18 protein-coding genes are annotated in these 21,694 nt (G+C 73.6%); 4 read left to right on the top strand and 14 right to left on the bottom strand.

The annotated features are described in order from the left end of the window. Positions 1 to 173 precede the first annotated feature (173 nt). Positions 174 to 1,646, top strand: coding sequence for a carbohydrate-binding protein (locus tag OG689_RS33745; RefSeq protein WP_266324656.1), 1,473 nt, complete (start codon positions 174 to 176; stop codon positions 1,644 to 1,646). A 217-nt stretch (positions 1,647 to 1,863) separates the two neighbouring features. Here the strand turns inward: OG689_RS33745 and OG689_RS33740 are convergent, their stop codons facing one another. The 3 genes from OG689_RS33740 to OG689_RS33730 are packed head-to-tail and all read right to left on the bottom strand — an operon-like array spanning position 1,864 to position 5,012. Continuing rightward, positions 1,864 to 2,712, bottom strand: coding sequence for a carbohydrate ABC transporter permease (locus tag OG689_RS33740; protein WP_266324654.1), 849 nt, complete (start codon positions 2,710 to 2,712; stop codon positions 1,864 to 1,866). Beyond that, a complete protein-coding gene (locus OG689_RS33735; RefSeq protein ID WP_266324652.1) occupies positions 2,709 to 3,686 on the bottom strand; it encodes a carbohydrate ABC transporter permease in 978 nt (325 codons plus the stop codon). The genes OG689_RS33740 and OG689_RS33735 overlap by 4 nt, the downstream gene beginning before the upstream one ends. Before the next feature lie 15 nt (positions 3,687 to 3,701). Next, positions 3,702 to 5,012, bottom strand: a complete 1,311-nt coding sequence (locus tag OG689_RS33730) for an extracellular solute-binding protein (RefSeq protein WP_266324650.1) — start codon at positions 5,010 to 5,012, stop codon at positions 3,702 to 3,704. A 474-nt stretch (positions 5,013 to 5,486) separates the two neighbouring features. Between OG689_RS33730 and OG689_RS33725 the strand changes: the two genes are divergently transcribed. Further along, positions 5,487 to 6,368, top strand: a complete 882-nt coding sequence (locus OG689_RS33725; protein ID WP_266324648.1) for an IclR family transcriptional regulator — start codon at positions 5,487 to 5,489, stop codon at positions 6,366 to 6,368. A gap of 134 nt (positions 6,369 to 6,502) precedes the next feature. Here OG689_RS33725 and OG689_RS33720 read toward each other — a convergent pair whose 3' ends face one another. From OG689_RS33720 to OG689_RS33695, 6 genes are all read right to left on the bottom strand, one after another. Continuing rightward, on the bottom strand, positions 6,503 to 7,741 hold the full coding sequence (locus OG689_RS33720; protein ID WP_266324646.1) for a cytochrome P450: 1,239 nt from the start codon (positions 7,739 to 7,741) through the stop codon (positions 6,503 to 6,505). Beyond that, positions 7,738 to 8,349: an ATP/GTP-binding protein gene (locus tag OG689_RS33715; RefSeq protein ID WP_266324644.1), complete on the bottom strand. Its 612-nt coding sequence runs from the start codon at positions 8,347 to 8,349 to the stop codon at positions 7,738 to 7,740. Before OG689_RS33715 ends, OG689_RS33720 begins: the two co-directional genes overlap by 4 nt. Continuing rightward, positions 8,327 to 8,683, bottom strand: a complete 357-nt coding sequence (locus OG689_RS33710) for a DUF742 domain-containing protein (protein ID WP_266324642.1) — start codon at positions 8,681 to 8,683, stop codon at positions 8,327 to 8,329. Before OG689_RS33710 ends, OG689_RS33715 begins: the two co-directional genes overlap by 23 nt. Then, entirely contained in the window at positions 8,680 to 9,108 is a 429-nt protein-coding gene (locus OG689_RS33705) for a roadblock/LC7 domain-containing protein (RefSeq protein ID WP_073927235.1), read from the bottom strand. The genes OG689_RS33710 and OG689_RS33705 overlap by 4 nt, the downstream gene beginning before the upstream one ends. Next, positions 9,105 to 10,730 carry an ATP-binding protein gene (locus tag OG689_RS33700; RefSeq protein ID WP_266324639.1) on the bottom strand — a complete coding sequence of 542 codons (1,626 nt, stop codon included), beginning with the start codon at positions 10,728 to 10,730 and terminating at the stop codon, positions 9,105 to 9,107. Before OG689_RS33700 ends, OG689_RS33705 begins: the two co-directional genes overlap by 4 nt. 159 nt (positions 10,731 to 10,889) lie before the next feature. Then, entirely contained in the window at positions 10,890 to 11,912 is a 1,023-nt protein-coding gene (locus tag OG689_RS33695; protein WP_266324637.1) for an MBL fold metallo-hydrolase, read from the bottom strand. A 315-nt stretch (positions 11,913 to 12,227) separates the two neighbouring features. On the opposite strand from OG689_RS33695, the gene OG689_RS33690 reads away from it, so the two are divergent. Beyond that, positions 12,228 to 12,476, top strand: a complete 249-nt coding sequence (locus OG689_RS33690) for a hypothetical protein (protein ID WP_266324635.1) — start codon at positions 12,228 to 12,230, stop codon at positions 12,474 to 12,476. 393 nt (positions 12,477 to 12,869) lie between these two features. Here the strand turns inward: OG689_RS33690 and OG689_RS33685 are convergent, their stop codons facing one another. From OG689_RS33685 to OG689_RS33675, 3 genes are all read right to left on the bottom strand, one after another. Next, positions 12,870 to 13,742, bottom strand: a complete 873-nt coding sequence (locus tag OG689_RS33685) for a class I SAM-dependent methyltransferase (RefSeq protein ID WP_266324633.1) — start codon at positions 13,740 to 13,742, stop codon at positions 12,870 to 12,872. A gap of 180 nt (positions 13,743 to 13,922) precedes the next feature. Continuing rightward, positions 13,923 to 14,837 (bottom strand): SDR family oxidoreductase, encoded by a 915-nt coding sequence (locus tag OG689_RS33680; RefSeq protein ID WP_266324631.1) that lies wholly within the window; start codon positions 14,835 to 14,837, stop codon positions 13,923 to 13,925. 204 nt (positions 14,838 to 15,041) lie between these two features. Then, positions 15,042 to 16,508 (bottom strand): FAD-dependent oxidoreductase, encoded by a 1,467-nt coding sequence (locus OG689_RS33675; RefSeq protein ID WP_266324629.1) that lies wholly within the window; start codon positions 16,506 to 16,508, stop codon positions 15,042 to 15,044. A 413-nt stretch (positions 16,509 to 16,921) separates the two neighbouring features. On the opposite strand from OG689_RS33675, the gene OG689_RS33670 reads away from it, so the two are divergent. Continuing rightward, positions 16,922 to 18,460 carry a carboxyl transferase domain-containing protein gene (locus OG689_RS33670; RefSeq protein WP_266324627.1) on the top strand — a complete coding sequence of 513 codons (1,539 nt, stop codon included), beginning with the start codon at positions 16,922 to 16,924 and terminating at the stop codon, positions 18,458 to 18,460. Positions 18,461 to 18,523: 63 nt separating this feature from the next. Here OG689_RS33670 and OG689_RS33665 read toward each other — a convergent pair whose 3' ends face one another. Together OG689_RS33665 and OG689_RS33660 are read right to left on the bottom strand one after the other, a co-directional pair. Continuing rightward, a complete protein-coding gene (locus OG689_RS33665; protein ID WP_266324625.1) occupies positions 18,524 to 19,747 on the bottom strand; it encodes a putative PEP-binding protein in 1,224 nt (407 codons plus the stop codon). Then, positions 19,748 to 21,631 carry an FAD/NAD(P)-binding protein gene (locus OG689_RS33660; protein ID WP_266324623.1) on the bottom strand — a complete coding sequence of 628 codons (1,884 nt, stop codon included), beginning with the start codon at positions 21,629 to 21,631 and terminating at the stop codon, positions 19,748 to 19,750. Positions 21,632 to 21,694: the final 63 nt, after the last annotated feature.

Raw genomic sequence — 21,694 nt, 5'->3', positions numbered from 1 at the left:
TCAAGAGTTCCGACGGAAGCTCAGTCGGAAATCAGGGCAAACCCCTCACTGGTCTTCAATTCTTCAATAAACAACGGGCCTTTTCCGCTCGATGCATTGACACTCCGTCGCCACCTCGATACCAACAACCCCGAGAGCGCTCTCATCGACAGTCCCCCACCCGAGAGGCAGTCATGACCGCACCAACCCGCACACGGCTCCGGCCGCGCCGCGTCAGAGCCCTGCTCGCGACCCTCTCCACGGCCGCGCTGCTGGCCGTCGGACTGGCCGGCGCGATGAACGACGCCAACGCGGTCGTCCCGGCCCCGGCCGGCTGGACCCAGGTCTTCGCCGACGACTTCAACGGCCCGGCCGGTACCGGCGTCAACACCGCCAACTGGCGCTACACCACCGGGACCGGCTACCCGGGCGGCCCCGGCGGCTTCGGCACCGGCGAGGTCGAGACGATGACCTCCAGCACCGGCAACGTGTCACTCGACGGCGGCGGGAACCTCCGGATCACCCCGGTCCGCGACGGCGCCGGGAACTGGACCTCCGGCCGGATCGAGACCAACCGCGAGGACTTCCAGCCGCCGGCCGGCGGCAAGCTCCGGGTCGAGGCCCGGATGCAGCTCCCCAACGTCACCGGCGCCGCGGCCAAGGGCTACTGGCCCGCGTTCTGGATGCTCGGCACGCCCTACCGGGGCAACTGGTGGAACTGGCCGGGCGTCGGCGAGATCGACATCATGGAGAACGTCCAGGGCATCAACAACGAGTGGGCCACGATGCACTGCGGCACCAGCCCCGGTGGCCCCTGCAACGAGAAGAGCGGCATCGGCGGCCAGAAGGTGTGCAGCCCGGGCACCTGCCAGAGCGGCTTCCACACCTACGGCATGGAGTGGGACCGCAGCACCAGCCCCGAGCAGGTGCGGTTCTACCTCGACGGGGTGCAGTTCCACTCGGTGAGCGCCAACCAGATGGACGCCGGGACGTGGGCGGCCGCGACCAACCACGGCTACTTCCTGATCCTCAACGTGGCCATGGGGGGCGAGTTCCCGGCGGCCTTCGGCGGCGGCCCGGACGCCGGCACCGCCTCGGGAGTGCCGCTGACCGTCGACTACGTCGGTGTCTGGCAGGCAGGCCCCGGCGGTGGTACCCCGACGCCGACCCCGACCCCGACCGCCACGCCCACCGCCACCCCGACGGGCACCCCCACCGCCACGCCCACCGCCACGCCCACCGCCACCCCGGTGCCCGGCAACCGGGACGCCTACGCCACGATCCAGGCCGAGTCCTACGACGGGCAGGCCGGCACCGTCCTGGAGGCCTGCAGCGAGGGCGGCCAGGATCTGGGCACGCTCGCCAACGGCGACTGGGCGCTCTACAAGGGCGTCAACTTCGGCAGCAGCGCGGCACACCAGTTCAACGCCCGGGTGGCGAGCGGCGCCGCCGGCGGTGTCAGCGGACTCGTCGAGGTCCGCCTCGACAGCCGTACCAGCGCGCCGATCGGCTCCTTCGCCGTCGCCAACACCGGTGGCGCGCAGAGCTGGCGGTCCGTGCCCGCCAACATCGCCGCCGTCACCGGCACCCACGACGTCTACCTGACGTTCACCAGCGGCCAGCCGGCCGACTTCGTCAACCTCAACTGGTTCACCTTCGGCCACTGATCACCCGGTCCCTGAACGCGGGGAGCGGGAGCCGGTCGACCGCCGACTCCCGCTCCCCGTCCCGACACCGGCCGCGTGCACATGCCGACGGCGGGTGGCCCGGCCGCCCCACAGCGTCCCGGCCACCCGCCGTCGCTCCCGACCGGCCCACACCGGTCGGTCCTCGACCGCACGCCCTCGTCGGCGGTCAGTCCTTGGACGGTCGGTCTTCGGGCGGTCAGTCCTTGACCGCGCCCGCCAGCCCGGAGACCAGCTTGCGCTGGACGGCCACGAAGAAGACCAGCACCGGCAGCGTCATCAGGGTGGACGCCGCCATGATCCCGCCCCAGTCGTTCTCGTCCGGCTTGAAGAAGACCAGCAGGGCGGAGGGGAGGGTCTGGTTCTGGGTGGCGCTGATGATGAAGGTCTTCGCGAAGACGAAGTCGTTCCAGGCCGCGATGAACGAGAACACGCTGGTCGCGGCCAGGCCCGGTGCCACCAGCGGCAGCAGGATCCGCCACAGGATGCGGGTGCGGCTCGCGCCGTCGATCTGGGCGGCCTCCTCGATGGAGACCGGCACGGCCGCGACGAAGCCCCGCATCATCCAGATCCCGAACGGCAGCGAGAAGGCCAGCTGCACCAGGATCAGCGAGGCCAGCGTGTTCAGGCCGATGCCGGGGGCGAACCTGCCCGCGTCGCGGAACATGAAGAACAGCGGGATGGTCAGCGCCTCGACCGGGATCATCTGGGCGATCAGGAACATCACCATGACGGTGGTCCGGAACCGGAACCTGAACCGGGTCACCGCCACCGCGGCCAGGAAGACCACCACGCCGGAGAGCACCACCACCGCCAGCGCGATCACCACGCTGTTCAGGAAGTACCGGCCGAAGCCGTCCACGCCCAGGACCTGCCGGAAGCTCTCCAAGGTGGGGTGCGTCGTCCAGGGCTTCGGGTGCAGCGACTGCACCTCACCCTTGGGCTTGAACGCGGACAGCACCATCCAGAAGATCGGGAAGGCGGCGACCACGGCCACCAGGTAGGCGGTGGTGTCGGCGGCGAGGCGCCAGCGGCTGCGGGTGTTCACAGTTCGTTCCCCGTACGTCGCAGGGTGCGGATGTAGAGGGCGGTCGGGATGACCAGGATCAGCAGCATGATCACGCCGATGGCGGCGCCGAGCCCGTACTGCGAGGAGGCGAAGGCCTTCTGGTACGCGTACACGTTGAGCACCAGGTTCTGCCCGGCGATGCCGCCGCCCGTGGTCATCACGTAGATCTGGGTGAAGACCTTGAAGTCCCAGATCACCGACTGGATCACCACGATGGTGAGGATCGGCCGCAGCATCGGTGCGGTGACCCGGCGGAACGTCGTCCAGGTGCTGGCGCCGTCCAGCGACGCCGCCTCCAGGATCTCGGTCGGGATCGCGTTGATGCCCGCGTACAGCGTCACCATCACGAACGGGTAGGAGTGCCAGACCACCACCGCGCCGACGATCAGGAACGCCGTCCACCTGTCGTAGAACCAGTTGTACTCGTGGAAGCCCGACAGGCCCAGCTTCACCAGGACGTCGTTGACCAGGCCCAGGTTGGTGTCGAACAGGAAGCTCCACACCGTCGAGCCGGTCGTCGCCGGCGCCGCCCAGGCGGCCATCGAGGCGGTGGTCAGCACCAGCCGGGCGGTCCGGCCGATCCTGGTCAGCAGGACGGCGAGGGCCGCGCCCACCACCAGCGTCGCGACCACGCAGAAGGCCGCGAAGCCGACGGTCTGGGCCAGCACCGTCCAGAACTGCTGGTCCGTCAGGATGCCGCGGTAGTTGTCGAGGCCGACGAAGCGGGTGGGCACGCCGCCCGACGCCTGCGCCTGGCCGAAGTCGAGCACCGACAGCAGGCCGAGCTGGTAGATCGGGTACGCGACCAGCGGGATCAGGATGACGGCGGCCGGCAGGAGCAGCAGCAGCGGGGTGCGGCGCCGGCCGCGCGGGGGCGCGGCCGGGCCGGCGCCCCGGCGGCGCCCCGCGGGGGGAGCGGACGCCGCCGGGGCGGTCGTGGTGGGTGCGGACACGGGCGGGACCTGCTCTCAGTGCGCCGTGAAGGCGGTGTTGATCTGCTGCGCCGCGTCGCCGGACGCCTTGGCCACGTCGGCCTTGCCGGTGACGACCTGCTGGAGCAGGGTCGGGACGACCGCCTGCGCGTCGATCTGCGCCCAGCCCTGGTCCATCGGGACGAACCGGGTGCCGGCCGCGATGGTGTCGGTGAACGGCTTGAGGAACGCGTCCTTGGCGGCGACCGCGGTGTTGACCGACTTGAGGGTCGGCAGGTTGCCCATCGCGTCGTACATGGCCTGCTGGTTCGCGGGGCCGGCGAGCAGTTCGGCGAACTCGACGGCCAGGGTGCGGTGCTTGGCCGCCTTCATCACGCCGAGGTTGTTGCCGCCGGCGAAGGCCGGGGCGATCGAGCCGGCCTTGCTGCCGGGCAGCGGGACGACCGCGTACTTGCCCTTGGCCGGGCCGGCGTCGACCTTGCTGCGGCTGGAGTTGGGCAGGATCGCCATCGCCGCCTTGCCGGCGGCGAACAGGTCGACGGTCTTGCCGCCGGTGAGGTCCGCGCACTGCTGGGCCGGGCAGCCGTCGGCGCCGAACAGGTCGGTGTACCGCTTGACGCCGGCCTGCGAGGCGGCCGAGTCGATGGCGGCGCTGTACGTGTCGCCGGCCTTGGTGGCGATGTCGCCGCCCGCGTCCCAGACGAACGGCAGCGCGCCGAAGGTGTACTTGCCGCCGACGGCGATGCCGAAGGTGTCCGGGTGCTGGGCGTGCACCGCCTTGGTCGCGGCGACCAGTTCGTCGTACGAGGTGGGGGCGGCGAGCCCGGCCTCGGTGAACAGGTCCGTGCGGTAGTACAGCGCCCGCACGCCGACCCACCAGGGCAGGCCGTAGGTCTTGCCGTCCAGCACGGCGGTCCTGGCGATGGCCGGGTCGAGGTCGCCCTTGGCGGACCAGCCGTCCAGCTCGGCACCGATCTCGGCGAGGCCGCCGGCTGCCACGTAACCGGGGAGGTCGGTGTTGCCGAACTCCACCAGGTCGGGGGCGCTGGACGGGTCGTTGAAGGCACCCTTCATCTTCGCCGCGCGGGCCGCCGCGTCGGTGTCGATGTAACTCACGTCGACGGTGACACCCTGGTGGGCCGCCTGGAACTCGGTGACCGCCTTGGCGACCACCGCCTCCTTGGGCGCGTTGCCGGCCTCGTTGTAGAGCCAGACCTGCAGGGTGCCGGTCCGGTCGTCGGCGGCCTTGCCCTCGGCGGGCAGGGCGGTGCCGGGCGAACAGGCCGACAGCGCGAGGCAGCCCACGGTCAGCGCGGCGGCCGTGGCGGTCCATCTGATGAGTCGCATGGGTGGAGACCTCCCGCCCGACAGCGGCTGCGGCGACGCGGGTCCGTGGGGGCGGACGCGCCGGAGCAGGCCCTGACCGGGGCCGATGGTGAAGAGAAGCGGGGGTGGGGGCGGAGCCGCCCGGCATACCGTGCCGGGGTTCCACTCGATGCCGTGACGTTAGGCGGGGGCTCGCGCGGCCAACAAGAGACCCTTGCTGAAGTTTTGCATTGCACAACTCCATGCCGAAGAATCGGCAACGACGGCCCGGGACGGTACCGTCTGAACCGGACGCGGGCGGGTCCCCGGCACGCCCGGACGACCCGGACGACCCGGACGACCCGGCGCAGGACGGCACCCGGCCACCCCACCCCGACTCCCGCTCCACGGGCCACCGCCTACCCGCCACACCCCAGGCACCATCCGGCGGACGGCCCGCCCGCCGGCAACCGACGCGGCCCGCGCCCGTGGCGCGCACGAGAGAGGAACCCAGCGATGACCGAGAAAGCCACCGACGACGGGCCGGCCCCGGCGGCACCGGCCGGGCGCAGGACCGCGCCGGCGGCGCCGGGCGACCGGAACCAGTCCTCCTCGCTGCGCCGCGCGCTCGCCGTCCTCGGCCACGTCCGGGACCACGCCAACGGCGGACGCGGGGTGCCGCTCGGCCAGCTCGCGGAGGAGCTCGGCCTCAACAAGAGCACCGTGCTGCGGCTCACCGGCCCGCTGCTCGACGAGCACCTGCTCGACCGCGACCGGGAGACCGGCTGGTTCCGCCTCGGCCACGGCGCGCTGCGGCTCGGCCAGGCCTACCTGTCCACCCTCGACCTGCGCAGTGTCGCCGCCGAACACCTGCGCCGGCTGCAGCGCGAGGCCGGCGAGACCGTCCACCTGACGGTCTGGGAGAGCCCCGGCATCGTGTACGTCGACAAGGTCGAGGACGAGACCAACGTCCGGATGGCCTCCCGGGTCGGCAGCCGCGCCCCCGCCTACTGCACGGCCACCGGCAAGGCGATCCTGGCCTGGTTGCCCGACACCGAGGTCGAGGCGGTGGTCGACGCCGGACTGCGGCCGGTCACCACGTGGACGATCTCCGACGCCGACCGGCTGCGCGCCGACCTCACCAGGATCCGCACCCGCGGCTACTCGATAGACGACCGGGAGAACGAGCCCGAGGTCCGCTGTGTGGCGGCGCCCATCTTCGACCACACCGGCGAGGTCACGGCGGCCCTCTCGGTGTCCGGCCTGATCTCCCGGATGACCGCCGCCCGGGTGCGTAACCTGGGCCCGGTGGTCGCCCAGGTCGGCCTGCGCATCTCCCGCGAACTCGGCTCGGACCGGCAGCCCACGGAGAGCACCGGACGGGCGCCCAAGGCCTGAACGGACGCGGCGCCGCCCGCCCCCGCTCCGTCACCGGGCGCCCCGCCACCCGGGAACCGGCGCCCGGCACCCGGCACCCGGGTACGCGAAGGCGCCCCGGCGCGGGGCGCCGGGGAGGCCTGCGGGCACGGCGGTCAGTGGTGCGCCGCCGCCTGCCGACCGGACCGGCCCGCCGCCTCGCCCGCGACCGGCGTGAAGCGGACCGGGAGGTGCACCAGAGCACGGTGGAACGGGCCGGGCCGCCACAGCAGTTCGGGCTGCGGGACGGACAGCTCCAAGTCCCCCAGCCGGCTGGTGAGCTGCTCGATCGCGGTGATCGCGATCAGCAGCGCCGGCTCGCGGGCCGGGCAGGAGTGCGGGCCGGCCGCCCAGGCCAGGTGCGCGCTCTCGCCGCTGCGGACGTGCATGCTCTCCGAGGTCGGCGCCGCCTGGGAGTTGGCCGCCGCGTAGGAGACCAGCAGCAGCTGCCCGGCGGTGATCCGGCGGCCGTGGAAGGTCAGGTCGTACCGCGGGTAGTGCGCCGACAGGTTGGCCAACGGCGGCTCGTGCCACAGCACTTCGTCGATCGCCTGGTGGGCGGTCATCGCGCCGCCGAACAGTGAGCCCGCGTAGCGGTCGTCGGTCAGGATCCGCAGCAGCGAGTTGCCGATGAGGTTGGTGGTGGGCTCGTGCCCGGCGCTCATGGTCAGGGTGATCTGCCGTACCACCTCGTCGTTCTCCAGCCCCGCCGGGTGGTTCAGGAACCAGGAGGTCAGGTCCTGCCGGCCGCGGACCCGCCGGTCGGCGACCATCCCGGCGACCACCTCGACGAAGTCGGCGTAGGCCGCGGCCGCCTTCTCGGTGGACTCCATCATCCCGGACATGCCGGCCACCAGCCGGTTGCTGTGCTCCTCGGGCACGCCGAACCAGGTGTTGAAGACGAACAGCGGCAGCTGGCGGGCGTACTGGGCGATCAGGTCGGCCGTACCGGAGCCGTCGAACCCCCGGATGAGCTCCTGCGCGACCTGGGCCACCCGCGCCTGCAGCACGTGCGGCTCGATCAGGGCCAGGCCGTCGGTGATCACCTGGCGGTAGCGCGCGTGCACCTCCCCGTCGCTGAACAGCGCGGTCGGCCGCCAGCCCAGCACCGGCAGGACCGGCGACGTCGGGGGCTGCTCGCGCTGCCAGGCACGCGGGTCCTTGGAGAAGGTGTCGCTGTCGCGCAGCACGTCCAGCGCGGCCTGGTAATCGGTGACCAGCAGCGCCTCCACGCCGGGCGCGATCTCGACCGGTGCGGAGGCGCCGTGGCCGCGCAGCCGGTCGTAGTGGCCGTGCGGGTCCGCGGCGAAGGCCGGGCCGTAGAGGGCGGTGGGTCGGGGGCCGGGCTGGGTCACCGCTGCTCCTGGGGCAGGCTGGGCAGGCTGTGCAGGACGTGTTCGGCCAAGGCGATCAGCGCCTCGACGCTGGTGGCGCGGTCACGGGCGTCGCACAGCACCAACGGGGTGTCGGGGTGCAGGTCGAGGTGCCCGCGCAGCACCTCGGCGGAGTGCGCGGGCGCGTCCGGGAAGCAGTTGACCGCGACCGCGTACGGCAGGCCCTGCTCCTCCACCATGTCCATGATCTCGAAGGACTCGGCCAGCCGGCGGGTGTCGGCCAGCACGAGCGCGCCGAGGGCGCCGCGCGCGATGTCCTGCCAGAGCGGGAAGAACCGGCGCTGGCCGGGGGTGCCGAAGAGGTAGAGCACCACCTCGCCGGGCAGGGTGAGGCGGCCGAAGTCGACCGCGACGGTGGTGGTGGTCTTGTCGGGCAGGCCGGCGACGTCGTCCACCGGGGCGGCGGTCTCGGTCATCACCTCCTCGGTGTGCAGGGTGGGGATCTCGGACAAGGTCCGGATGAGGGTGGTCTTGCCGACCCCGAACGGGCCGGCGACCAGCATCTTCATCAGGATCTGGTCCCGGTCGGGCAGGTAGCCGATCCGGCTACCGGAGGCTGCGGAGTCCATCGAGGAGCCTCTCGACGAGGGTGCGGTCGATCTGCTGGGCGCGCGGGATCGGACTGCGGGCCTGCAGGCCGCCCGCGTCGACCAGATCGGCCGCGAGGAAGTTGGTGGCGCTGACCGGCAGGCGCAGGTGCGCCGCCGCCTCCACCAGGGTCAGCGCGCCGGGGCGCAACAGCTCCCACAGGCGCCGGTGTTCGGCCTCCAGGCCCTGCGGCGGGTCCGGACTGGCGGAGTGCAGGAGGGTCAGCCGGTCGAAGGCGGCACGGCTGGGCCGGCTGCGGCCTCCGGTGGCCAGGTAGGCGGGCACCAGGCGGCGGCGCGGGGGGACGGCGGTCATGTTCGGGCGACGGCGTCCTGTTGCCGGGCCGGGCTGGCCATCGCCCGGGAGAGGGCCGCGACCTGGACCTGCATCTGGTAGGCGACGTTGCCGAGTTGGGCGTCCGGCGCGGCGAAGACGGCCAGCGAGGTGTTCTGCCCCGCCGGAACGACCACGGCGAACCCGAGGTCGGACTCCACCACGGTCTGGGCCAGCTTCGGCTGCTCCACGTCGGTGAACGCGGTGGTGAACGCGCGGGCGGCGGCGTGCACGGTGGCCGTCATCGCGGCGACCCGCTCGGCGGAGGCCCGGCTGAGGTCCTTCGAGGCACCCTCGACGAGGCCGTCTCCGGTGGCGATGACGGCGTGCAGCACCCCGGGCAGCTCCAGCAGCGGGGTCAGCACCCAGGAGATCTCGTCGGTGACGGGAGGTCGGGACGTGCTCACTGGTGGGCTCCTCGGGTGGTCTCGGACGTGGGGCTGGGTTCGGACGAGGGGCTGGGTTCGGACGAGGCGACGGCGGCCCGCCCGGAGCCGGTGCCGTCCTGCAGGGCCTGCCAGCGCGCGGCGGCCTGCTCGGGGGTTCGCTCCGGGGCGACCCGGGCCTCGGGCCGGTCCACGGCGGCGGTCGGCTGCTGCGGCAGCGGCGCCCGCCGGCGACGGCTGGGCAGCTCGCTGCCGTCGCCGACCGGTACGGGCGACAGGGCGCCGGGCCCGGTGGGGGCTGGTCCGGCGGGGGTGACAGCCTGTTCGGCAGGAGTCGCGGCCGGCGCGGGGTCGGGGTCGTTGCCGGCAGCCGTGGCCGCCTCGGGCTCGCGAGCCGGCGCCGCAGCCGGACCGGCCAGCGGTGGCCGGCTCGCAGCCGGCAGCGGTGCGGCCACCGGCAGCGGCGTCAGCACGGAGAGCGGCTGCTCGGCATCCACCACGGTCAGCAGCGCACCGGGAATCCGCACGATGGTCCGCATCCCGCCGTACGGGGACGGCTCGATGTGGCAGGTGAAGCCGTACTGGCGGGCGAGCTTGCCGACGACCGCGAAGCCGGCCTTCGGCGGGTTGCCGAGCTCGGTGAGAAGCACCTCGGACGGGCCGGAGAGCAGCCGCTTGGCCCGACCCAACTGGTCGTCCTCCATGCCGATCCCGCTGTCGTCGATGACCACCAGCGCCCCGCGCCCGCCCTGCTGGACGGTCACCGGGACCTCGGTCTCCGGGTGGGAGTAGGCGGTGGCGTTGGCGAGCAGCTCGGCGATCGCGACGGCGAGCGGTTCGGCGGCGCGGGCGACCACGGCCAGCCGCTCCTCCCGCAGGTGGTTGGCGACCTTGATCCGGGCGTAGCCGGGCACCCGGGACAGCGCGCCCAGCACCACCTCGGCCAGCGGGGAGTCCGTCCGGGCCAGCCCGGGCCAGGCCTCGCAGAGGACGGCCACGGTCTGGATGCGGCGCAGCGCGACCTCGTTGCGGAAGTCCACCTCGAGCAGTCGGGGGTCGTCGTTGTCGTGCTGCAACTGCTGGACCAGGCTCTGGATCTGGTACAGCAGGGTCTGGATCTTGGAGGCCGCTCCGCGCATGGTGGCCCGGGCCGCGCCGTCCACCCGGTCGCGCTCGCCGGTGACGGCGGCGACGCAGGCGTCCAGGACGGCCTGCAGCGCCCGTTCGGCGTGCTCCCCGGTGCGGCCGGGGGCCTTCGGTCCGGGGACGGGCGCGATGGGGTGGGCCAGCGCGAGCGCGGTGGCCGGCAGCCGCTCGTCGGCCAGGTGGCCGATCTCGGCGAGCAGCGCGCGGGTGCCGTCCTCGGCGGCCCGCAGCCGCTCCTCGCTCCTGGCCAGCCGGTCCTCGGCGGTCCGGCCCCGCTCCTCGCTCCGGGCGAGCCCGGCCTCGGCGGTCCGGCCGTGTTCCTCGCTGCGGGCGAGCCTGGCCTCGGCCTCCCGGGCGCGCTCCTCGGTGCGGGTCAGCCGCTCCTCGGCGGCCCGGGCCCGGGCCGTGACGCGCCGGCGGGCGCGGGCCAGCACGCCGGTTGCCACCAGGGCGGCGGCACTGAGGGCCGCCAGGGCGAGCAGCGCGATCTGCGTCATCGAAGTCCTCGGTCGAATGGGGGGATCCGGCGGGATCCGGCCGGACCACCACGGGTGGGGACGCGGTGGGGCGGCCGGTGCGGCAGGTGCTGCCGGCGCGGTCGCCACCGGTGCCGGCGCCGTGGCGGCACAGCCCCGGGTGGCGGTCCGGGCCGGGGATCAGCCCGGCAGCACCGGCCGGCCGTCGGCGGTCCGCCGGCCGGGGATCCTGGCCGGCTCCAGCTCCCGCGCCACGGTGGCGACCTGGCTCATCACGTCGAGGACGGCCGGCTGCTCGGAGCCGTCCAGGTGCCGGTACTCGGAGCCGATGGTGACCACCAGGCGTTCGGGCAGCCCGAGTTCGGGGTGACGTCCCTCGGCGATCACCCGCCGGGCGGCGTCCAGCGCGGGGATCCCGGCCGCGTGCAGGGCGTGCGCCCGCTCCTGGACGTGCGCGAGGTGGGCGATGTGCCGCTGGACCCCGGCCCGGTCGAGCACCGGACCGTGGCCGGGTATGACGATCTCGGCCCCGGTGTCCAGCACCCGCCCGCAGGCGTCGATCACGTTCTGCAGCGGTCCGGCCCAGTGCACCGGGTGGTCGCCGGGGAACTCCTCGGTGGAGGCGAAGATGATGTCGCCGGAGAAGACCGCCTTCTGCCGGGGCAGGTGCACGATGAGGTCTCCCTCGGTGTGCGCCGGCGGCAGGCCGATCACATGCACGGGGTGGTCCCCGACCCGCAGTTCGAGTTCGCCCTGGAACATCAGGGTCGGGTGCACCGGCTCGGTGCTCGACCAGTCGAACTGCCCGAAGTGCTCGGCGAGGTACCAGCCGAGCGACGAGGCCGGGTCGGCGCCCTTGACCAGCGCGTGCTGCTGCTGCGGGGTGGGCTCGTAGTGGATGTGCTCCAGGGCTTCCTTGGTGGCGATCACCTCGGCGTCCGGCAGCACGCCCGCGCCCCAGAGGTGGTCCCCGTTCGCGTGGGTGACGATCACGCGGTCGACCGTCACCCCGGCGGCCAGCCGCTTGCGGCTCTCGGCCAGGAACTCCCCCGCCAGCGTGGGGTCGTAGGGGGTGTCGATCCAGGCCGCGGTGCGCGGCGAGGTCAACAGGCCGCAGTTGGCCAGGCCCCAGCCCCGCTTCGGCGGAAGCCATACGTACAGGTCTTCAGCAATCGTGCTCATGTTCGCACGCGCGATCGTCATGGCCGCGATTATGCCGATGTTGGGTCAAGTGCGCCCCCGAACCCACACGATCACCACAGTCCCACGGCCGCAAAAGGGTGGAAACCGTCCGAAGCCCGGACCGCCCGCCCGCCGACCTGTCCACCGACCGGACACCGCCCCGCCGTGCCTCCGGCCACCCGGCCGTTCCCGCCCGGCGCCGTCTGCCCGCCCGGCCGTCTGCCGGCCCGGCCCGCGCCGGCGGCGTGGCGTCCGGGGTGGCGGCGCATCCCGGACGGCCGGACGGGGACCGCCGGCCGGGCCGCGTTGTCAGAGGTCACCGCCATGATGGGAGGCATGACCTCCACCGCCCCCATCGCCGTGCTCGCCGACTCCGACGCCTACACCCGCGCCGTCGGGACGGCCGCGGCCGCCAGGGCGGCCCACCGCGCCGGCGGGGCGTACGCCTTGGACGACGCCACCTACGACGCGCTGCTCCGCGGCATCGAGCGGTACGAGGCGGGCCACCCGGGCGAGGTCCTGCCGAACAGCCCCACCCGCAGGCCGGCCGGTCAGGTCCACCGTCGGGAGCAGCCCCGCTCCTGACCCGCCGGCAGGACGCGTACCCGGACGGGACTGCCGCCGAGCCGCTCCGGGGGCAGGGGCGAGGTCGCGTCGCCCGTCCGGGTACGCCGTGGGCTCGCGCATCCGGTGAGGGAAGGCGGCAGCCGGCACATCGCCGGGGCGGGGAGGATGTCGATGCCCGCCGGGCTCGCAGGCCCGGGAGAGGCCGGGAAGGCCGCCGGGGAGGACAGGCGGAAGGCCGCCGGAAAAGAATGGAGCGCCGGGCCCGATTCGAACGGACTCTTCCTACTGAAAGTAGGACGTGCTCCACCAGCACCACCGACGCCTGACCAGAGATCACTCTCTCGACAGGAAGAACAGTACCAGGTCAGCAGGGGTGCCCGAGCCGGACCGGGGGCGCCGGCGGCGGGCCGCTCAGCGTGCGGGGACGCTCGCGCGGGCCAGCACGGACAGTTCGAACGGCCGGAGCGAGTCCGACCGCTCCCACTCGGCGGCCGGCACGGTCTCCCGCTGCCCGACGCTCCCGATCGGCCGGAGCCCGAACTCGCCCAGGAGGTCGGCCATCTCCTCGACACCGAGGAAGGTCCGCCAGGGCTCGCCCTGCTCGGCCGCCGCGGCCATGACCACCTCCGCGTACGCCTGGCCCGCCTCGTCCCGCAGCTCGGCCGGGAGCAGATGCTCCACGACGAGCTCGGTGCCGGGCGCGAGACCGCCGACCGCCGCCAGGGTCTGCCCGATCGCCTCCCGGCTCAGGTACATGGTGACCCCCAGCCAGCTGACCAGCGCGGGCCGGCCCGGATCGAACCCCGCCCGCACCAGCTCGTCCACCAGGGTCCGGGCGGACGCCTGCTCGAAGTCCACCGCCACGAAGGCGGCGGACGGCGGCACCACCACTCCCGCCCGGACCAGCACGGCCTGCTTCCAGTGCTGCGTCGCCGGCCGGTCGACCTCGAACACCCGGACCCGCCCGGTCGGTTCCGACCGGTAGGCGAAGGAGTCCAGCCCCGCCCCGAGAATCACGTACTGGTCGACGCCCTGGGCGGCCAGTACGGCCAGCCGGTCCTCGGTGTAGCGGCTGCGGGTGGCGGCCGCCGTCCGCGCTCCGGACAGGACGGGGTGATCGCCGTAGGCCAGGTGATAGCCGAGGAGTTCGTCCGCCTGCTCGCCCAGAAGCCGCCGTGCCAGCGGGTCGGCGAAGATCGGCGGGGCACTGTCGACGAGGAGATGGGCCGCACGCGCCGCGGCCGACATGAGAGCCGTCCGGCTCGGCTGTTCGTTGTTCACCATGGCGCGAGACACTACTCGCAAAATCTGACATAATACCACAGAAATGAATTTTTCGGAAGACCCGTCAGATTGCGGTCGGGTCAAGGCCGCCAAGGCCGCCAGGGCCGACCCGGCGTCCCGAAGTTGCGGCCGAGGTCGCTCCGGTGCGCCGGCCGACGGCGGCCGCGTCGGCGCCGGGGGTCAGCGGTAGCCGGTGGCGTCGGCCGGCAGGTCCGGGTCCTGGACCTCCACCAGGTAGCGCCAGGCGTCCGGCCGGCTGCCGTCCAGGTCGGTGAAGCCGTACTCGCGGGCGAGCTGCGCGCTGGAGAGCGACTCGCCGTTCCAGCGGGCGCGCTCCGGGTCGGTGGCCAGGGCGACCACGGCCCGGCCGACGTACGCGGGAGTCTCGGAGATGCAGAAGTGCGGGACCTGCTCCAGCGCGTCGCGCCAGTTCTCCTCGGTGACACCGAAGTTGTCGAGCATCATCTCCGAGCGCAGCCAGCCGGGGGTGAGCGCGACGGCGGTGGCGCCGCGCGGGCCGAGTTCATGGCCGAGCGCGAAGGCCATCCGCAGCACCGAGGACTTGGCGATGTCGTAAAAAAAGGAGACCCGGTACCTGCTCCGGTTGTACTCGGCGGTGCCGTCGGTCATCTCGACCACCAGCCCGCCGGGGTTGCGCAGCAGCAGCGGCAGCGCGTAGTGACTGGTGACGGCGTGGGTCTCGACGGCGAGGCGCAGCAGCCGCAGTCCGTTGTCGAGGTCGTGCTCCCAGACGGTGCTGTCCCACTCGAAGAGCAGTTCGCCGCCCCAGATGTCGTTCACCAGGACGTCCAGCCGGCCCTGCTCCGCCTCGATCCGCCGGACCAGGGCCTCGACCTGCGCCGGCACCAGGTGGTCGGTGACCACCGCGACGCCGTGCCCGCCCGCGGCCGTGACCAGGGCGGCGGTCTCCTCCACGGTCTCCGGCCGGTTGTACTCCGAGGGCCGGCCCGCGGTGCTGCGGCCGGTGACGTAGACGGTGGCGCCGGCGGTGCCGAGCTGGACGGCGATCGCCCGCCCCGCTCCCCGGGTCGCCCCGGCCACCAGGGCGACCTTCCCGGCGAGTGCCTCTGCCATGCCTGATCCTTCGCTTCGGGGCGCCGGGGGCTTCCCTGGCCGTCCGGGAGCCGCCCGCACGCGGCGCAATCGGTGTCGCTCCCGATTCTCGCTCCCCGGGCCCGGTCCGGCCCGACGATCGGGGCGGCCGCCCCCGGCGGACCGGTCCAGGTGTCGCCCGTGGACCGGACGGCCCAGCACCCCGGGCGCCCTGGAGCCCGGCGGTCAGTGCCGCCCGGAGACCACGTCCGCGATCCGGGCGATCGGCGAGGTGCCGGCCCGGCCGCCGCTCTCCTGCCGGTCGGCGGCGTGGTAGGCGGCGTACATCCCGTGCACGCCGAGCCAGCGCAGCGGCTCGGGCTCCCAGCGGCGCACCGCGTGCCCGACCCAGGGCAGCGCGGTGAGGGCGGTGTCCGCCGCGGCGCCGGGGCCCGCGGACTCGCGCAGCACCAGGTCGCGCAAGGTCCGGGCGGCCAGGTTGGTGGTGGTGACGCCGCTGCCCACGTACCCGCCGGCCCAGCCCAGGCCGGAGGCCGGGTCGAGCTCCACCGTCGAGCACCAGTCGCGCGGCACGCCGAGCACGCCCGACCAGGCGTGCGCCACCCCGGCGCGGGGGCCGACGTACGCGCCGGCCGCGGGGAAGAAGCGCAGCAGGATGTCCCGAAGCTGCTCGACCGTCCGCTGCCGGGTGGCCCCGTCGTGGTCGACCCGCGAACCGAATCGGTAGGGCACCCCGCGCCCGCCGAGGGCGATCCGGTCGTCGGCGGTGCGCTGCGCGTACATGTAGGCGTGCGCCATGTCGCCGAGGGTCTCGCGGCCCTCCCAGCCCGCGCCGGCCCAGAACTCCGGCGGCAGCGGGTCGGTGACGATCATCGAGGAGTTCATCGGCAGCCAGGTCCGCCGCTCCCCGCGCAGCCCGGCCGTGAAGCCCTCGGTCGCCCGCAGCACGAAGCGGGCCGACACGGCGCCGTACGGGGTGAGCGCGCGGGCCGGGACCGTGCCGCTGCCCGGCCGGATCTCGGAGACCGGTGTGGCCTCGTGGACGGTCACCCCCAGCGCCTCGCAGACCCGGGCCAGGCCGCGCAGCAGCTTCACCGGCTGGATCCGCGCGCCGTGCGGCCCCCAGCTGCCGCCCAGGGCGCCCGCGACGCCGATCCTGGCCGCCGACTCCGCCGCCCCCAGCAGCACCTGGTCCTGCTGGCCGTAGGCATGCTCCTGGGCGACGAAGGCCTTGAGCCGCGCCAGCTGAGCGGGGTTGCGGGCCACCTCCAGCACGCCGCCCTTGACGATGTCGGCCTCGATGCCCTCGGTGGCCGCGACCCGGATCACCTCGTCGACCGCGTCGTTCATCGCCCGCTGCATGCCGATCGCCGCGTCCCGGCCGTACCGGCGGGCGAAGACACCGCGGCCGGCGAAGCCGCTGTACAGCCAGCCGCCGTTGCGCCCCGACGCGCCGTAGCCGCAGAACCGCCGCTCCAGCACGGTGACCCGCAGGGACGGGTCCGCCTTCTTCAGGTAGTAGGCGGTCCACAGGCCGGTGAACCCGCCGCCGACGATGCACACGTCGACCTCGGCCGGGCCGGCCAGCCGTGGCCGGGGTTCAGGCAATCCGGTCTCGGCGTACCAGAACGAGACCGCCCCGTTCGCGACGGCGGACTCGGCGGCGGTGGCGGGTGTGGCGGAGGTGCCCACAGGGAGCCTGCTTTCCGGACGGGCCGGCGGGGGGACGCCGGACATGCCAGGCACGCTAATCACGACCCTACGCCCGGGCAACCGTCAGGCTGCCAGCTGCGGGGCCGCCGGCACGACAGACCGTAGGGTGCCGCCCCGTCCCGCCCGTGACGAGGAGCGGGACCGGGCGGTGGGACTGCTCACAGTCCGCCCGACCCTCCCGTCCGTCCGAGGGCCGGTGCGTAGGGTGATCAGGTGGATTCCTGGGAGCTGGACCGACCGACCGGACGCGTGCCCGCACGCCTGACCGGACGCGCACCGCGGACCCCGGCGGTCGCACGTGCTGCCGTACGTGCTGCTGCACCGGCCGTACGTCCCACCGTGCGGAACGCCGGGCGCGGTACCGGGCACAGCGCCGTGCCGGGAGGGCTCCGATGACCGGCCGGCCCGGCCTCACAGCCCGCCAGTTCGTCGGCCTGCTCGCCGACCCGGGCAGTTTCGACTGCTGGGACGAACCGGTCGGCCACCCGGCGGCCGACCCCGCCTACCTGGCCTCGCTGGCCCGGGCGCGGGACCGGACCGGCCTGGACGAGGCCGTGACCACCGGGCGGGTCCTGCTGGCCGGGCGGCCGGTGGCCCTGGTGGCCTCCGAGTTCGGCTTCCTGGGCGGCTCGATCGGGGTGACCACGGCCGAACGGATCACCCGGGCCGTGGAGCGGGCCACCGCCGAGGGCCTGCCCCTGATCGCGCTGCCCGTCTCCGGCGGCACCCGGATGCAGGAGGGCTCGGCGGCGTTCCTCTGCATGCTCCGGGTCACCGCCGCCGTCCAGGCCCACCAGGCCGCCGGCCTGCCGTACCTCACCTACCTGCGCAACCCGACCATGGGCGGCGTCTTCGCCTCCTGGGGCACCCTGGGCCACCTGGTGCTGGCCGAGCCGGGCGCCCGGCTCGGGTTCCTCGGGCCGCGGGTGTACGAGGAACTGCGCGGCGTCCCGTTGCCGGACGGCGTTCAGTCGGCCGAGACCCTGGCCGGTCGCGGGCTGGTGGACGCCGTGGTCGCGCCGAGCGAGCTGCGGGACGTGTTGCGCCGGCTGCTGTCCCTGCTCTGCGACCGGCCCGCCGGCCCGCGCGCGGACGGCCCGCAGCCTGCCGGGACCCGGCCCGACCCCGGACCACAGGCTCCCGTGCCGGACGCCCCCGACGCCTGGGACTCCGTGCGGCGCAGTCGGGACCCGCACCGGCCGGGCGCCCGGGAGTTGCTGCAGCACGCGGCCACCAGGCCGGTCCTGCTGGAGTCCCCGGCCGGGCCGCACGGCCCGCAGCGGGCGCTGGTCCGCGCGCTCGCCGAGTTCGACGGGCGGCCGGCCCTGGTGGTCGGGCAGCAGCGCCGGACCGGCCCGCAGGAGCTGCCCTTCACCGCGGCCGATCTGCGCGCTGTCCGGCGGACCGCCCAGCAGGCGGAGCAACTCGGCCTGCCGCTGGTCACGGTGGTGGACACGGCCGGGGCGGAGCTCTCCGCGCAGGCCGAACTCGACGGTGTGGCGGTGGAGATCGCGCACTGTCTGACCACCCTGCTCGCGTTGCGCACCCCGGTGCTCGCCGTGCTGCTCGGCCAGGGCTCCGGCGGTGGGGCACTCGCCCTGCTCCCCGCCGACCGGGTGATCGCGGCCCGGCACGCCTGGCTGGCGCCGCTCCCGCCGGAGGGCGCCTCGGCGATCGTGCACCGGGACGGCGACCACGCCGCCGAGCTGGCCCGGGCCCAGGGCATCGGCGCGTACGACCTGGCGGCGGTCGGCCTGGTCGACCTGGTGATTCCCGAACTCCCGGACGCGGCCGAGGAGTCGGAGGCGTTCTGCGTGCGCGTCGGCCACGCCGTCGGGGCCGCGCTCACCGAGCTGGCCGCCGTCCCCCCGACGGACCGGGCGGCCGAACGCCGGCTGCGCCACCGGCGGCTCGGCGACACCGTCCGCTGAACCGGGTGGGCCGCACCGTCGACCGGCGCGGCCCGCCCGGCGGTCCCCCGCCGGTCGGATCGGTCAGAACTGCGGCTGCAGAAGCACCTGCCGGAGTTCCGCGGTGCACATCATGTAGCCGTTCGGGGTCGGCAGCCGTTCCAGGTAGTGGTCGAGGTCCGACCCCAGCGAGAACACCCGCACCGGGGTCCCCGACACCTGCGCGGACTCCACCACCCTGCGCAGCCCGTCCATCACGGCCGGGTGCCGGGTCTGGTAGGACTCGGCCACCAGGTGGTTGCTCCGGTCCGCGGCCAGGTAGAACTGCACCAGGTCCTTGGTGCCGACGAACAGCTCACTGGCTCCGGCGGCGCAGATCTCCGCGGTGGCGTGCACCGCCGCGGGCGTCTCGACGAACGCGGACAGCGGCACCTCGGGCGGCAGTCGCAGGTGCTCCCGGAGCTGGGCGAACTCCTCCGCGTCGTTGACGAACGGGACGGAGAGGTGCACCCGGTCGGCGTCCTTGCCGAGCCGCTCCCGGAGGGACCGCAGCACGGCGTGCAGCGCCTCCCGGTAGGCGGCCGACCCGAGCAGCCAGCGAGCGCCGTGCAGGCCCAGTTCGGGGTTGGGTTCGACCGCGACGGGGGCCAGTTCGGTGACGCCGGCGGCGTGGTCGGAGCGCAGGTCGAGCAGCCTGAGGACCAGCCGCTGGCCGGGCAGCAGCGCTTCCACGAAGGTGCACAACCGCCCGGCGACGGCCCGGCCGTAGAGCTCGATGGCGGCGTGGCCGCCGTCCAGCGAGTCGAGCGGCCGCAGGCCCGCGGCCAGGCAGAGGAACTCCTCCCGGATGAAGAAGGTGTCGACCTGCTGGGCGTTGGGCCCGCAGGCGTTGATCGTCTCGATGTCCTGCAGGTCCGCGATGACCGCGCAGGCCGCGCCGAGCCTGTCCAGCAGCGGGCCCCCGGCACCCGGGTCGGGGGCCCCGGCCGCGCTTTCGGACCCGATCACGATCGACTGGCTCTCCAGGTACAGCGTCACCTCGCCGACCAGGTCGTCGAGATCGGCCTGGTCGACGCGGAGCACGGGAATTCCCCTGCCCCGGCAGATGGACTGCATGTGGCCGGTCAGTCCGCCCGCGCCGCAGACGACGGCCCGCGCCGCCACGATCGCTTCGTACAATCCCGCCTCCAGCGAAGGGGCGACGAGGATGGACCCCTCAAGTGGACTTCTCGTGCGGTTACAAGTGCCTCGCAACACACTCTCCGTACCACCGGTCAGCAGGAATCCCTGAACTCGTCGCCCGTTCAACTAATCCTCCAGGTCTTCGGCGCTCGCTATCCCCAGCTGTCGACGCAACTGCCGCGGGGTCACCGAGACGTCGGTGAGCCGTTCGACGGCGGCCCGGTTGACCAGGACCCTCATCAGGCGGTCACGCAGGGGGGTATCCATGGACAATGAGGAAAGTTCGCCGACGAACCGAATGCGCTCGCCCAAACGCGAATCGAACACTTCCCGTTCGCTCCGATTACGTGCGGCCAACCTTCTCACCTCCAGGCCTACAGCCTCCTCGAATCCCCTCCGGGCCGCTTCCTCCATATTGCTGACATGCCCACGGAATTGGGCCAGGCGTCGATCCAATCCGCCTTCCCGCAGTTCCAGTTGCTCGATCGCCCGTGCGGCGACGGCGATCGACTGGTTCTTGATGGCGGCGAGATTGAAGGTGAATGCGCCGGTCCGGCCGTTCCGGACGATCTCGTCACCCTCACGCAGCACGCCGACCGCGGAGATCGGGCCGGCCGGCTTCCCGGCCGCGCTCAGCAGCACCCCCTGCTCGTCGACCTCCAGACCGCGCCCGGTCCGCCCGTGCGGCACCGCGATCCCCCGCCGGAGGAGGTTCCGCCAGAGGCGCTGGCCGACCCTGCTGTAGTCCGACTCCCGGCCGAAGTTGGACACCACCAGATCGGCCTCGACGGCGTGCTTCTCGTCCGGCGCCGCGACCGAGACGACCAGCCGCCCCGACTCCGTCGGCGTGATCCGCTCCACGTTGCCGACGACCAGGTCCACCGAGCCGTCCGCCGGGTGCATGGCGCGCTCGATCACCGCCATCGTGTACTCCACCGCGCCGACCCGTAACGCGGCGATCGCCGTCCCGAACTCGTCGAGCAGACAGCGTAGTTCGGCGGAGGGAATCTGCTCCAGCGCCTTCGGGAGGTGCGGCTCCCACGCCTTGGCCACCCGCTCCGACACCACCACCGGGTCGATCCCGGGGTGGTCCCGGAGGACCGCCGCGCAGGCCGCCTCCCACTCCCCCCGGACCCGGGCGAGAAACTCCTCCCTCTCCCGGTACGGCTCCAGCAGCGAGACCGGGCACGGAAGTTGCACCACCCCGTGCTCGTGGCCACCGGGGTACGTCCGGAAGATCGTCCCGGTCCTGGAGATCAGGCTGATCCTCCCGGTGTGCCCCTGGCGCAGCAGCAGGCCCGCCGAGTCGTAGGCGCTCAGCACCGAGCCGACGATCGCGACGGTCGCCTCGGGCGGGAGCCCCTCCAGTGTGCGGACACCGGCGGCGGAGTACGGGTTCCGCACGAAGGACGCGTGCCCGGCCACCTCGGCGGCGAAGGGCGGCTCCCGCATTTCCAGACCGGTCGCGAGCACCACGTGGTCGGCGGGCAGCACGGTCGTCCCGCGCTCCGGCCCGTCCTCGGCGGCGCCCGCAGATAACTGATGAATCGTCACATCGACTCCGGTCGGGCGTACTTCCAGATCGACCGCCTCCCCGTCCGCCTCGACCAGGACGACGCCCGGGCAGGCCTCCCGCCGGGCCTCGGCCAGCCGGTCGACCAGGTAGTCCTGGAAGAGCCGCCGGGGCGCCGGACCCTGCTCGACGAACTCGAACCGGGCCCAGGGCGCCGGCCAGTCCGTCCGGTCCGCCTCGCGGTTGGCCCAGCGGACGAAGTCGTGCACGTCCTCCCGGAACGCAGACATCCGACCCGCCTGGATGTTGAACACGTGGTCCCAGGGATTGCCCTCCCGGTGGTAGGCGACGCCGGCGGACCGGTATTCGGGGCGGCGCTCCAGCAGGACGACCTCCAACGGGCTGCGCGCGAAGCGGAGCAGCCGGATCGCGGTGGCGGTGCCGGCCAGGCCCGCCCCGACGACGAGCACTCTTGGACTCAAGCCTGTTCGACTCATGGTGATGCCTCTCCGTTGAGCGAAGGGAACCCCGGATCTGCTGTCCCACCCCGGACACGGGCG

The sequence above is a fragment of the Kitasatospora sp. NBC_00240 genome (genome assembly GCF_026342405.1).
Lineage (GTDB): Bacteria > Actinomycetota > Actinomycetes > Streptomycetales > Streptomycetaceae > Kitasatospora.
Note: the sequence above shows the minus strand (reverse complement) of the source record. Positions and strands in the feature narration are given on the sequence as shown.

Coding starts and splice junctions, on each gene's coding strand:
- OG689_RS33700 (WP_266324639.1), bottom strand. CDS start 10,730: ATGACGCAGATCGCGCTGCTCGCCCTGGCGGCCCTCAGTGCCGCCGCC.
- OG689_RS33725 (WP_266324648.1), top strand. CDS start 5,487: ATGACCGAGAAAGCCACCGACGACGGGCCGGCCCCGGCGGCACCGGCC.
- OG689_RS33710 (WP_266324642.1), bottom strand. CDS start 8,683: ATGACCGCCGTCCCCCCGCGCCGCCGCCTGGTGCCCGCCTACCTGGCC.
- OG689_RS33745 (WP_266324656.1), top strand. CDS start 174: ATGACCGCACCAACCCGCACACGGCTCCGGCCGCGCCGCGTCAGAGCC.
- OG689_RS33660 (WP_266324623.1), bottom strand. CDS start 21,631: ATGAGTCGAACAGGCTTGAGTCCAAGAGTGCTCGTCGTCGGGGCGGGC.
- OG689_RS33670 (WP_266324627.1), top strand. CDS start 16,922: ATGACCGGCCGGCCCGGCCTCACAGCCCGCCAGTTCGTCGGCCTGCTC.
- OG689_RS33695 (WP_266324637.1), bottom strand. CDS start 11,912: ATGACGATCGCGCGTGCGAACATGAGCACGATTGCTGAAGACCTGTAC.
- OG689_RS33715 (WP_266324644.1), bottom strand. CDS start 8,349: ATGGACTCCGCAGCCTCCGGTAGCCGGATCGGCTACCTGCCCGACCGG.
- OG689_RS33690 (WP_266324635.1), top strand. CDS start 12,228: ATGACCTCCACCGCCCCCATCGCCGTGCTCGCCGACTCCGACGCCTAC.
- OG689_RS33685 (WP_266324633.1), bottom strand. CDS start 13,742: ATGGTGAACAACGAACAGCCGAGCCGGACGGCTCTCATGTCGGCCGCG.
- OG689_RS33680 (WP_266324631.1), bottom strand. CDS start 14,837: ATGGCAGAGGCACTCGCCGGGAAGGTCGCCCTGGTGGCCGGGGCGACC.
- OG689_RS33730 (WP_266324650.1), bottom strand. CDS start 5,012: ATGCGACTCATCAGATGGACCGCCACGGCCGCCGCGCTGACCGTGGGC.